A 12,933-nucleotide genomic window follows, 5' to 3' on the forward strand; every position below is an offset into this window, starting at 1 on the left:
GCGGGCGTGACCGCACCGTGACCGGACGCAGGGCGTGAGACTGGAGTCCGGACCGACGTCACCACAGCACCCAGCGGGACAAAGCGGCAGGGCGGCCTCCCCGGGGGGCCGCCCTGACACGCCTGTGCTCAGCGGATCAACGGTGCGGGTTCTGGAGTCAGCAGGAGTTGGAGATGCGCCGCAGGTCGAGGCGAAGGTGGCTGCACTGCAGTTCAGTGGGCGCTGGCCAACGTGTCTTGCCAGCCTGCACCCAGCGGACCAGAGCGCCCGTCACCAAGGGCGCAGCGAAGGAGGTGCCCCAGTAGGGCCTGGCGTCACTGGCTGCCCGCCCTTGGGCGGTGAGAGGAAGGAAGAAGAACCCAGGAGCAGTGAGGGACGGGTCCGTCGCAACCGGCATGGCCGGCTGAACCAGAACGGTGACTTTCTGGCCGTTGCGCGTTGCCCCGTTCCATGTCCGTCTCGGTTGGCCTCGCTGGAAGGTCTGCGGGGTGGGGTTACTCTGTTGGGACGCGCCGACCGAGTACATCGCGCCACCGGACACCGGATCAACAGCCCAGTCGGCGGGGTACGCATTGCAGTAATCCAGTGGACCACCAGTCCGGCCAAGGCACCGGTCACTGTTGCCGTAGGCGAAGACCAGCGCGGCGCCAGTGGCGACGGCCGCATTAATCCCCTCACGCAGGATGGGATGGTCGTACGGCGTGGCCAGACTCAAGTGAACGATGACGGAGTGCGGATCATCAATCGCTTGGTGCGACGCATCACACAACCCGCGGAGGACCTGTACGAGCGAACAGACGCCTGCCTCATTGCAGGCCTGAGTGAACTTCAGGCCTGCGCCAGGCGCAACGAGACGGATAAGTTCAGCCACCCGTGAGCCGTGTCCCGTTGAGGCAAAGGTGTGGTTGTTGAACGTGAGTTGGGTGGTGAACGGGTCGGCTGGATTCAGGTCGGGGTGGTACGTGTCAATCAGGTAGACGGTCGCTGGGTCTTTGACCGTGTTCGTCCGCGCGTTCAGGTGAATGGAGTTCCACGCGTACGCGTTGAGGAGATCAGGCGCGGCGTCGGACCAGTACGTGGAATCTGCCGGGGGTTGCCTCGCTGTATCCGGGGCGACCATGATGTTTGCGTCCTCGGCGAGCAGTTCTGCCTGATCAATCAGGATGCCGACTTGCCGTTGAAGGACCTCACTCCTGAGTTGGGAGTGGTAGATGGTCAACCCACAGATCCCAACTTCGCCAGGGATTTTCGCTGTTTCAATCAGGGTGACCCCTTCGCTGTTCAATTCCCGCACGACAGCCTCGCGGGCTTGCGTCAGGGCGACACTGTCCCTCTGGCGTACCGGTTTCGTGAAGAGGGTGGCCAGCGCTTCTGGTCTGAAGGAATACTGATCCCCGGATGAAGGTGGGGAGGTCTGGACGCTCAAGACTCCCGTGATCCGGTCCAGGATTTGAATGTTCCGCTTCAACGGGCCAGCCTCAGAGGGACGCTCACCTGACTGCAAGACGCTGAGCACTTGTGGTCCCATTTGCGGGAGCTGGCCGGGGTCTTCGGGCAGCGTCATAATCAAAAACCAGTAGTCCGTATGATCCTCACACGCGACTGGGTAGGCGTGACTGCCAATCCAGACGCTCAAAGAGGTGGTCCCGCCAGTGCAGGTTTCATTCGGTGGGTCACTGATTTTGACCTGAAGCAGCCCCCCCGGGGCGATCTGGCTGGGGTAGATCTCCTCCACAGGAATGGCGGCGCGGGCGACGCTGAGCAGCAGGGCGATCAGGAAGGCGGTCAGGGCTCGGTTCATGGTGGACCTCCGCGGGGAGTCTGTTGGGCTGGGCGTGACCGGGCCGTGACCGCGTCAGGGTGAGCGCAGACCGTCCGGGGCGTCTTTGAACTGCTGAATGAGGTGGTCGGCCTGCACGTCATGCCCAACCTGGCGCAGGAACGTGATGATCTGCAGGGCGTCCTCGAAGCGGCCCTCAATTTCGGCGAGGTTCGACGCGATCAGGGAAATCAGGTTGACGTGGCCGGCCTGCTGGGCGAGGTTCAGTGCTTCGCGGTAGCGTGGCCGGGCGTCGGTCACCCGGTCGCGGAGGTGGTAGACGACCGCCTGGGTGTTCAGGGCGTTGGCGAGACCCACCTGATCACCCGTGGTCCGGTAGCAGCGTTCGGCCTGCGCGCCGAGCGTCAGGGCTTCGTCGAGCAGGCCGGCGCGGTGGTGCACGTGGGCGCTGTTGAGCAGGACGGTGCCCTGGAGGGCGGGTGTTTCGGCGGCGCGGTGCAGGTCGGTGAAGCGGTCCAGGGGCGCGCCGCGGCTGAGGCAGTCGAGGGTGGTGAGGTGCACCTGCGCTTCGGTGTGCCGGGCGTCATCACCGATGAGATGCCAGATGTTCGCGGCCGCGCGGTAATGGGCGGCGGCCGCATCCAGGTCGCCGAGACGATCGGCGGCGTGCCCGAGCGTGGACTGGGCGTGCGCGTACGCAGCGCTCAGGGCGGGCGCGACGGGCGTGGCGAGCGCCTGCGCTTCGCGGGGCTGCCCGCAGTACAGGTGCGCGGCGGCGCGCAGGGCGCGGACGTCGTCACTCAGGGGAAGCGCCTCGGTGACGCGCAGCGCTTCCGGGGCGCGGCCGAGGTCCAGCAGGGCCCAGCCGCGCAGGAGCAGTCCGTCTGGGGTGGGAGGGGCGGCTTCGAGGGTGGTCACGGCGGCCCAGGACGCCCCGCGGCTGCGCTGGACAGTGGCGTGCTCAAAGGCGGCGGCGGCGCAGCCGGGCACGTCGGACGTTTCCCAGAGGTGCCGCGCGGCGTGCCAGTGCGGCCAGGCCTGCCCTGGGGGGAGGTGACGGGCGAGGCGCAGGTGGATCAGTGCCGCCTCGTGGGGCTCGGCGGCGAGGAGTGCGCGGGCGGGTGTGAGCGCCCGGACGGTACCGTCCGGCTGGGTGAGCCCTTCGCGAGTCAGCTGTTCCAGGGCGCGGCTGAGCGAGGCTGCGTCGGTCCCGAGGGCAGCGCGGGTGGCGCGCAGGTCAGGCGCGTCCTGAGCGGTGAGGGTCAGGAACAACCCGAGCAGGTCCGGGCCCAGGTGCGTGAGGTGGTCGGCGAGACCCCGTTCGGGGGGAGCGCCCTGCAAGAAGGCGGTGAGGAGGGCCGGGTGGCCGCCGGTGGCTGCGAACGCGCCGGGATGTGCGGCGAGGTTCACTTCAGTGAGGACCTGAAGGGGCAGATGCAGGGCCGGGGGGAAGGCTGGGGGGGTGCGCGCGGCGATGATGAGTGCGGCGCCAGTGGCGTGGCGGGCGGTCTGCGTGAGGGCCTCCCGGGTGGGTTCGTCCAGGGCGTCCCAGTCGTCGACGGCGAGTTTGAGTCGCGGGTCATGCAGGAGGTCCAGGACGTCGGGGAGGGTGCGGGGTGGGCGGGGGCTGAGGGGACCGAAGGTGGCGTAGGGGTGGTCCGTGCGGGCGGGCAGGTGCCGCCAGCCGCGCGAGGTGAGGGCGCGCAGCAGGGCGGTCTTGCCGAACCCGGCGGCGCCGCTGAGCCAGGCGGTCTGCCCGGCGGGCAGGGCGCCAAGCGTGTCGAGTTCCGCGTCTCGCCCAAGCAGGGGCGCGCCGGTGGGGGCCGTGAACGATGGCAGCGGAAGCTGGAGTTCAGCCGCGTCGCGCCGCACGGCCAGCGAGAGGGGCTGTTCGGTGAGGCCAGCCACCGCCCACAGCCGCAGCAGATCCTCAGGGGCGCATGGGGCCGCGCCGGGCGCGTGGTAGGCCCGGTCGGCGTGCGTGAGGGCCTGATCCAGATGACCCTGAGCGTGGGTGAGTTCCGCCAGCGCCAGGTGCGCGGCGCGTGCCTCCGCACCCAGGGTTTCGCGGGTGTCCAGCACCCACTCCTCGAGTTCCGGACTCAGGTCGAGGTGCAGGCCGTGCAGGAAGGGGCCAGTGGCGAGTTCGGCCGCTTCGGGCAGCTGACCGGCTCGCAGCCGCGCGCGGAAGTCCAGCGCGTCACAGGCCAGGTGCGCTTCCACCTGCTGGTCGGTTTCCACGACCGCGCCGGACAGGGGGCGCAGGCGGATGAGGTGCTGCGCGAGGGAATTCATGGGGTTGGCCGCGTCTGGCCAGAAGAGATCAGCCAGGTGACGGCGGGCCTGCGGGCCTTCGAGGCTGAGGTACGTCAGCAGCAGCAGGGGCTTTTCCCGGCGGTAGGTCACGCCGGTCACCGTCAGGCCACCGAACGTGAGTAACTTCATAGCGCAGTTTAACAAACTCAGGTAGACCGTGCGGCTGATTGTGCCGGGCGCCTCGGCGGCTGGTCACGCTGCGGTCACGGGCCGCTGGCCACACTGTCCTCACCTCGGCTGATCCGGCAGGGACGCAGCTGAGGTCTCAGACGCCTCGTCTCTGCGAGGAGGGAGCGGCAATTCAGGAGTGCCCGGCGTGGCCATCGGCCGGGGGCGGTTCATGCGCCGGCCATTTGGGCCGGCCACCAGCACAGGGTGCGGCCTGCGCCACGGGACGCACAGCGTCCGGCCCGCGGCCGGCATCAATCCGGCGGGTGTGCCCGCCGGTGGAGGTCACACATGGGGAGACGATGGATCGGTGGACTCACCACACTGGGGCTGTTGACCGCCGGGAGTGCCGCGCAGGCGGAGAGCCGCGCGCTGCTGATCGGCGTGGCCGAGTACCAGGACGGGTCCCGGCTTGACGGGGTGAGTGACGACGTTCAGCTCATGCGCGACGTCGCCGTGAAGATGGGCTTCACGCCCGCGCAGATTGTGACGCTGCGCAACCAGGAGGCGACGAAGCAGGGGATTCTCGACGCGGTCGCGCGCCTCGCGCGGGACGTCGGGCCCGGTGAGCGGGCCCTGCTGTACTTCAGTGGCCACGGCACGCAGGTACCTGACCAGGATGGGGACGAGCGGGACGGCTGCGACGAAGCGCTGCTGCCCTACGACCTGGCACATCCCCTGACGGATGACGAGCTCAGCGCCGCGACCGCGCGCGTGCAGACGCCGCACGTGCTGATGGTGGTCGACAGCTGCTTCAGTGGCACGATCAGCAAGGCTCCGTCCAGGAGCATGAACGTGACGGTCTTCCCGAAATTCAAGAGTGGCGCGTCCGGACTGACCTGCGGGGCCGCCATCAATGTGATGGCCGCCAAGGCCTCGGACGCGGTCGGGCGCGGCACGGCCGTGTACGGCCTGGATCAGACGGCCCGGCCCCCCGCACCGGGCCCCGCCCCGGACCGGACTCAGGTGACCTTCAGTGCTGCCGCGCCGAATGAGGTGGCACTGGCCGCGCCGGGCGGTAGTTTCTTCACCCGGGCCCTGCACGAGCGGGTGATGGGCGCCTCAGGCGCCGTGAGTTTCGCGGAGCTGCGCGAGTACAGCGCCGAGTACGCCCGGCGCGCCGTCGAACAGCTCGGGGACGTGCCGTTCACCGCGCAGCATCCCCAGTTGGACGGTCCGGCGGCGCTGCTGAACACCAGTCTGCTGTCGTTCGGGCGGCCTGACCCGGTCACCCGCACGCCGCCAGATCTCGCGCAGGTGCCGTCCGGCGCGGCGCTGCTGGACCGGTACCTGAACACCAGTGGCTTTCTGGTCACGGTCACGCCGTCCGCCGCGAGATTCCGCGTGGGGCAGCCGATCAGCTACGCGGTCACGTCGTCCGACGACGGGTACCTGAACCTGCTGGAACTTGATGAGCAGGGCAACATCGCCATTCTCTTCCCGAATCAGTACGCGCAGGACAACCGCGTGCTGGCCAGCCGCACGTACACGTTGCCTGCCGCGGCTGACCGCCCGTACCGGTTCGTGGCGTCCGAGCCGCTCGGCATCACCCGGGTCGTGGCACTGGTGTCCGCCCAGCCGCTGAACCTCTACACGACGCCCGGCAACGCGGTGGGACCGTTCCGGATGCTGCTGAACCTGGAGCACTTCCAGCAGCTCGCGGCGCTGTTCAAGGCGACGAGTGTGCTGCCGCTACCGACCAGCACGACGCACGGCGCGGGCAGCGCGGTGATCGAGGTGCGCCGGTGACGGCGGGCGGCGCGGGATGAACGCGGCTGGACGCGCCGTGACGGCCTGGCGGGCCGCGGCGCTGGCGCTGCTCACCTGTAGCCTCGCCAGCGCGGCCCCGTCGGCGGTGGTGGAGCAGGTGGTCTGGAGTGAGGACGGGCGTCGCGTGAACCTGACCGTGCAGCTCACTGACCTCGGGGCGCCCGCCGAGGTGCAGTTCAGCGTCAGTGGCGCGCCGCAGAGCCGGGCTCAGGCGCGCGGCACGGCCGTCACGGGTGGCGCCCAGCGCGTGACCGCCGAACTCGACGTGCCCGCCGAACGCCGCTGGAAGCCGCTGGAGATCACCATGTCAGGCCTCCCGGATCTCGAAGGGCAGGTTACGCTCACGCCACCCGCCGGGAACCTGTACGTGCTGGCCGTAGGGGTGGCCACCTTCGGTAAGGGCTTTGCCAACCTCAGTGCGACCGTCAATGACGCGCAGTCGCTGAGTGCCACGCTGGAGCGTCAGCAGGGCCGACTGTACCGGAAGGTGACGTCGTACCTCCTGACCGAGGAGCGGGCCACGCGCGAGCAGGTGGAACGCGCCATGGCGGACATCGCGGCCCGCGCCACGCCGGACGATACGGTGGTGGCCCTGCTCTCCTCGCACGGGGAAGTGTTCGGCGGGACCTACTACACCATGCTCTACCGCGGCGCGGCAGACGACCTTGAGCGGACCGCGCTGCCGCAGCAGGTGATTCAGGCGTTCTACACCAGCGTCAAGGGCCGCACCCTGCTGCTCATCGACACCTGCACCGCCGGCGCGGCGCTGCTGCAGACCAAGGGGGCCCAGGACGCCACCCAGGTCCTCGTTCAGGGCATTAACGACAGTGTCAGCCGCGCCAGCGCGCCCGGCAGTAAGGCGTTCATCAATGAGTACCGCGCGTTCATCACCGCAGCCGGACCCAATCAGCAGTCCCTGGAGTCCGCCTCGCTGGGGCACGGGTACTTCACGCTCGCGGTGCTCGAAGCGCTCGGCAACCAGTTCCAGCCGGACAGTGCCATTCAGGCGAACATTGATCCGAACAAGCCCCGCAGCGAGATTCAGACCCTGCAACTCCTGTCGTACGTGGTGACGCGCGTGCGCAACCTCAGCGCCGACGAAACCGACGCGCGGCGGCGGCAGGTGCCGCAGTTTGACCCAGTTTCGGTGCCGTTCCCGATCGTGCAGTTCGCAGTGAACGTCCCAGTCGACCTGATCGCCGGCGGCGCGCGGGCGTCCCGGCCGGCGCAACCGGACGAGTCGAGTGGCGTGTTCATGTCCCCGCAGGGCGACGACCGCGCCAGCGGCGCCCGCGCCCAGCCGGTCCGAACGCTCACGCAGGCGCTGGCGCTGGGTTTCAGCCGCGTGACGCTGCTGCCGGGCCTCCATGACCTGCCCGCCGAGGTGATTCTGAACCGGCCCGTGACGCTGGACGGCGCAGCCAGCGGCGCCACCCTCCGCTGCACCAGTCGGGACGTGGGTGGCCTGAACATCCAGGCGGACGTGACGCTCATCAACGTGTCCCTGCGCGGCTGCCCGACGGCCCTGACGGTCACCGCGGGTCGCCTCACCATGCGCGGCGGGGAAGTGCGGGGCGCCATCCGCGCCGCGCGCGTCACCCGGGCCAGCGCGGACTTTCAGGGCGTGCAGTTCGCAGAGAACGGCGCGGGGCGCTACACCGCGCTGGCACTGCTGGACGCGGCCGCCACGCTGGACGGCGCCGTGTTCAGGGACAACGATTACGACGCCATCCGCGTGGAGGGCACGTCCACCCTGACCGTGCAGGGCAGCACGTTTGACCACAACGCCCGCTCAGCCACGCGCGGCGCGCACATCTGGGTGAACGGCACCGGCCGCGTCACCCTCACGGGCAGCGCCTTCAGCGGCGCGCACTACTCGGTGGCGTCCGTCAACCCCGGCACGCCCATCACCCGCTGCGCCATCACGGACCGCACGCCCGGACACACCTACCAGATCACGGGATGCTGAGGCATCCAGGAGCCCCATATGCGACACCTGACGCGCTGGACCGCCTGCATGACGCTCACGCTCACCCTCACCGCCTGCCCGCGCACGTCCGCACCCACCGGAGGCAACGTGGCCGCCCTGGGCCTGGGCGCCGGCGTCACGAACGCCATGACCTGCACCCAGCGGGACGGGCGGCTCTACCAGGGCTCCGCGACTGCCGTCGCGCTGGCCCTGCGCGACCGGACCGGCCAGCCCATCGCTGGGACCACCGCTGCAGACCTCACCCTGACCGTCCCCGACGGCCGGTCGTACCGGTTCGTCTCGCCGTATGACCCGGCGATGGGCCCGGACGTCCTCCCCGCCGCAGAGAATGTCTACGTTCTGTGCCAGGCCGCCCAGACGGGCGAGTACACCATCACCGGCACCATCGACCACCAGCCCGTTCAGGACGCGTACACCCTCACGGACCTCACGGCGCCCACGGCAGTCTCAGCGCCCACCACCCTCAGCGCTCAGGGCGTTCACACCGCTCAGGTGAGTGTCGCCCTGCCCGACGACACCCGCGTGGCCCTCGTGAATTACTACCGGGGCGCCCGCACGGCTGCTGGCGCGTACGCCGGCTACCGCGTCGGGACCGGCCTGATCGCCTCAGCCACCACCGCACCGCAGCCCCTCCCACTGCCCAGCCCCGCCGAGGACCTCAGTGCCGCGCAGGCCACGCGCGCGCAGGAAGGCAGCACCCTTGAAGGGGACATCATCACGCAGGCGCCGTCCGCCGCGCCGGACCTCCCCATCGACATCGGGGAACTGTCCACCCGCCCCGGCCGGGCCGCTGCGCCGGTCATGTACGTGCCCGTGACGTTCACGCCGGCGGGCGCCGCCACCGGCACCATCGCCGGCCGGCAATCGATCCCCATCACGCTGCCTGCTGGGCACGTCGCCGGTGAGCCCTACTACGCCGAAGTGATCTCCTCTTCCCTCACGCTGGGCCGCAGCACATCCGTTCAGGACGTGCAGCGCGTGAACCTGACCGTCCAGTACTCCCCGGTCCTGCCGGAATCCACCGCCGGGATCGACTGGACGCCCCGCCTGTCACCCTCCCGCATGAACGCCTGGAACGTCCTGACCGACGCGCCACCCGCCAGCGCGATGTACACGACGCTCACCACCAGCATGCTCACGCCGGACGGCTTTCCCACCGCGCGCACCTGGACCGTGGACGTGCAGGGACCCGGCGGCACCTGGACGTTCACCTACCCGGCCTTCACCGCGTTTGTGCTGGCCTCCCGACCCGCGGCAACCGTGCCCGCCGGCGCGTACACCGCGACCTTCCGCGCGCCGGACGTGGTGACGAGCACGCCGCAGGCCACACTGACCATCACCGACAATGATGTGCTCGGCCCCACGCCCGAAGACGTGAATCTCACGCTGAACAGCGACCTGCAGGGCTTTACCTTTACGGCCGGGAGCGGCCTGCGTTCACACTGGGTGTACGTCACCCAGGATGGCGTTGGCCCCACCGTCGCGAGTGGCGCTTGCCTGCAGGCGCAGCCCTGCGCGCTGCGCGCCCGGGCGCCCCTCAGCCGAGACGCCAGATACCGGGTGGTGGCGCTGTCCACGGACGCGCCGCTGGACCGCGCGCCGCTGGAGACGTCCAGCTGGGATTTCACGCGGCCCGTCCGGTGGACGCTCACCCGACGCGCGGCCGCGACCAACCCGTCAGTGCCGGCGCCCGGCACCCGCTACGACGTGCTGGACGTCCAGGGCAGGGCCGCGATTGAAGCGACCGGTCAGATGACCTTCGGCCTGTTTGACGCCGGTCAGCCGGTGCCACTGCAGGGTGTGCCGGTGACGTGGAGCCTGGCCAGCGTCACCCGCCCAGGATCCGTCACGCTCGATCCCGCCACCGGCACGGTCACCGGGACCGGCTCAGATCTGGGTGAATTCACCGTCAAAGGCGTGTGGAACTCCACTGAGAACTACTCGAAAGAGATCGCCGTGTTTGGCCTGGCCTGCGCGGGCGGCGGGTCGAGTGCCAGCGGCAGCCTCAGTTTCCTGTGTAAGTTCCGCGACGCGAACCTGCAGTCCGTCAACACGGAATTCACGGTCGTGAACCACAACGATCCCATGTGGAACCACGGGCAACCGTTCGTGTTCACCCAGGACAGCGCGTTCAAGAATGCCACCACGCTGGGCGAGTACCTTGACGCGGCGTTCGTCACGCCCGGGGAGTACGACATCACCGCCCGCCCGGCCGGAGCCAGTCCCGGGGCGCTGGCGCTCCCGCCGGTGTACACGGACCGCGTCACCATCGGCGGCGTGGGCCTGAGCCTCCCGAAAGCCGAGGCGGTCACCCTGGCATTCAACGGACCAACCGACACGTTCCGGCTGAGCTGGGCGCCCGTCCCGGACGCCCGCGCCTACAAGGTCCGCGTGCAGTCCGGCGTCCCCCCTGTGGCCACGTTCAACACCTACGTCGTGCCAGCCAGCGACGCGCCCACGCTGGACCTGGGGTACGTGTACGCCCCGCAGATCCGGATCACCGCGCTGAACGTCCCGCTGAGCACCCAGGTGGACGAGGCGCTGCCCAGCACCAACTTCCTGTACAGCGACACGCTGTGCTCAGCCGATCCCGACCTCACCGTGACGTGCGATTAACCGACCAGTCACCAAGGAGTGCACCTATGAAGCACGCTGCCCGCGCCGCCGCCCTCCTGGCCCTTCTGGGCACCGCGCCCGCTGCATATGCGACCAGCGCCGCGCAGGCGTACGTCGTTGCCTTTCGCGCCGACACGTTGCCCGCGGCTGCCCTCACGGCCAAGAGTCCCGGTGAGTTCAGCGCGGCGCTGAACCTGCCAGCGGAAGTGCAGATGACGCGGCCACTCACCGAAGGGACCTTCGCCACGGTCCTCTCCCCCGCCGCGCTGGCGCACCTCAGCGCCGATCCACGCGTGGCCAGCATCGAACCGGACCAGACCGTTCAGATCAATCCCATCCTGAACGTGGCGGCCAAACGCCCCGCGTCAGGCGTGACCTGGGGCCTGGACCGCGTGAATCAGGTGCAGTTGCCCCTGGACCACACCTTCGGCGCGCAGCGCAGCGGCGCAGGTGTGCGCGTGTACGTGCTCGACACCGGCATCCGCGCCGCGCACGCTGAACTGCGCGGCCGGGTCGACGCCGGCTGGAGTGCCGTGCAGGATGGACGCGGCACCGACGACTGCAACGGGCACGGCACGCACGTCGCGGGCACCATCGGTGGCCAGAACGTAGGCCTGGCCCGTGGGGTCACCCTCGTGCCTGTGCGCGTGCTCGACTGCAATGGCCAGGGCCACCTCAGCGACATCCTCGCCGGGCTCGAATGGGTCCGCACGCACCGTCAAGGACCCAGCGTGGTGAACCTCAGCCTAGGCGCAGACGTCTCCCCTGCCCTGGATGAAGCGGTCACGCGCCTCTGGCAGGCTGGCGTGACCGTCATCGTCGCCGCCGGTAACAACGCAGCCGACGCCTGCACGCAGTCGCCCGCCCACGCGCCCAAGGTGATCGCCGTCGGGGCCAGTACCCCGGACGACCGGCGCGCCCCTTTTTCCAATTTCGGGCCCTGCGTCAAGATCTACGCGCCGGGCGATCACATTGAGAGTGCCAGCGCCCGGGGTGATCAGGCGACATCGGTCATGAGCGGGACCAGCATGGCCGCCCCGCACGTGGCCGCGTACAGCGCGCTGCTGCTGCACATCAATCCCTTCCTCACGCCCGACCAAGTGGAACGTGAACTGCTCGCGCGCGCCACCCTCGGGGCGCTCACCGACACCCGAAGTGGCCCGAACCGACTTCTGTACGTGCCGGATTGTCGCATCTGCACGCAGGTGAAATAGCCGCGCTGCCCCCACCCTGCTGGTGGGGGCAGCAGTATCCTGCTCTTCTTGAAGTGCCAGGGTCGCACCTGCGGCCACCGGCGCGCGTCCGATGGACCTGGGCCAGCTTGAGAACTGGGGCAGGCGTGACGGAATCCGGTCAGCCTGAGCTCACGCACGGGCAGGCCCAGCTCCCGCGGACAGTGGCGGTGTTCGAGGGTCGCACCCACCGGGCGGGTGACTGCGGGCGCCGCTGAGGCGCGCCCGGCCACTCCAGGCGCCGTCGTTCAGGGGCGGGGGCCCATAAGGATCGACGCTGGGCGACCCGCCGATTACCGCAGCCGCCCGGAAATGGCGGGGGCTGAGCCCCTGGTGCCACGCGCGGTCCTGATTTCGCACGACCCCAAGGCACGTCAGTTCTTTCCTGGATCCCGGCGCTCCGCCCCAGTGCACGATCAACACCTCTCGACCACGCCTCCCATCACCACCGTTGGCGGTCGCCATCCGCCGCGCTGGGGAAGCCTGCGAACAAGCGGACCTCGCCGACGACGGGGACCCGGTGTGCAGGCGGAGAAAGGAAGACCGAGCGCCTGGGTCTGCCCCTGGCACTGGCGGCATTGTGGGCGCCTGCCGCCTGCAGGTGATGACATCCTGGCCGCCATCTACCGCGCCGATCGGGTGAGCACTGGCCTGGGCTGAGCAGCTCCGTTGAGCCACCTGAATATCGATATTCAGAACTGGAGTGGGAGAAGTCCAGCTCATGTATTACGGTGCCACGGAAGCGCCGATCACCGGCGCACTGAGGAGGGCGAGGGTCATGAGGTCAGCGGGCACAGGGCCAATCCATGCCGACTGCCCGGACGCTGCCGCGCGCCCTCAATCGCAGTGCAGCCTGTGTGCCTGAATATTGATATTCGAGTCTTGAGCTCCCACTGAGTTCGGTGGGACACCAGAAGGCCCCACTATTGCGAAGCCGGTGTCTGTCACATCGAAAGGAAAATCAGTGGGTGCTCTCAATCCAGAGTTCGACTAAGGTGACCTTGCCCCTGTTTCCGGTGCCAGTCTGATTGCAAATCGAGCAGCAGACTGGGAGGCGCATG

6 protein-coding genes are annotated in these 12,933 nt (G+C 69.2%); 4 read left to right on the plus strand and 2 right to left on the minus strand.

Annotation, left to right across the window (positions count from 1 at the left end; genetic code table 11):
- Positions 1-157 precede the first annotated feature (157 nt).
- Positions 158-1,801 carry a S8/S53 family peptidase gene (locus IEY63_RS16240; protein WP_189070044.1) on the minus strand — a complete coding sequence of 548 codons (1,644 nt, stop codon included), beginning with the start codon at positions 1,799-1,801 and terminating at the stop codon, positions 158-160.
- A gap of 54 nt (positions 1,802-1,855) precedes the next feature.
- Positions 1,856-4,225 (minus strand): tetratricopeptide repeat protein, encoded by a 2,370-nt coding sequence (locus tag IEY63_RS16245; protein ID WP_189070045.1) that lies wholly within the window; start codon positions 4,223-4,225, stop codon positions 1,856-1,858.
- 372 nt (positions 4,226-4,597) lie between these two features.
- Between IEY63_RS16245 and IEY63_RS16250 the strand changes: the two genes are divergently transcribed.
- The 4 genes from IEY63_RS16250 to IEY63_RS16265 are packed head-to-tail and all read left to right on the plus strand — an operon-like array spanning position 4,598 to position 11,854.
- A complete protein-coding gene (locus IEY63_RS16250) occupies positions 4,598-6,013 on the plus strand; it encodes a DUF4384 domain-containing protein (RefSeq protein WP_189070046.1) in 1,416 nt (471 codons plus the stop codon).
- A gap of 16 nt (positions 6,014-6,029) precedes the next feature.
- Entirely contained in the window at positions 6,030-8,003 is a 1,974-nt protein-coding gene (locus IEY63_RS16255) for a caspase family protein (RefSeq protein ID WP_189070047.1), read from the plus strand.
- An 18-nt stretch (positions 8,004-8,021) separates the two neighbouring features.
- Positions 8,022-10,640, plus strand: a complete 2,619-nt coding sequence (locus IEY63_RS16260; RefSeq protein ID WP_189070048.1) for an RHS repeat domain-containing protein — start codon at positions 8,022-8,024, stop codon at positions 10,638-10,640.
- Positions 10,641-10,666: 26 nt separating this feature from the next.
- Complete coding sequence (locus IEY63_RS16265; RefSeq protein ID WP_189070049.1) at positions 10,667-11,854, plus strand: S8 family peptidase; 1,188 nt, start codon at positions 10,667-10,669, stop codon at positions 11,852-11,854.
- The last annotated feature ends 1,079 nt before the right edge of the window (positions 11,855-12,933 follow it).

Origin of the sequence: Deinococcus radiotolerans (assembly GCF_014647435.1) — a bacterium.
GTDB classification, from domain to species: domain Bacteria; phylum Deinococcota; class Deinococci; order Deinococcales; family Deinococcaceae; genus Deinococcus; species Deinococcus radiotolerans.

Excerpts from the sequence above, each read along its gene's own strand:
- IEY63_RS16240 (WP_189070044.1), bottom strand. The coding sequence starts at position 1,801 with ATGAACCGAGCCCTGACCGCCTTCCTGATCGCCCTGCTGCTCAGCGTC.
- IEY63_RS16245 (WP_189070045.1), bottom strand. The coding sequence starts at position 4,225 with ATGAAGTTACTCACGTTCGGTGGCCTGACGGTGACCGGCGTGACCTAC.
- IEY63_RS16255 (WP_189070047.1), top strand. The coding sequence starts at position 6,030 with ATGAACGCGGCTGGACGCGCCGTGACGGCCTGGCGGGCCGCGGCGCTG.
- IEY63_RS16260 (WP_189070048.1), top strand. The coding sequence starts at position 8,022 with ATGCGACACCTGACGCGCTGGACCGCCTGCATGACGCTCACGCTCACC.
- IEY63_RS16265 (WP_189070049.1), top strand. The coding sequence starts at position 10,667 with ATGAAGCACGCTGCCCGCGCCGCCGCCCTCCTGGCCCTTCTGGGCACC.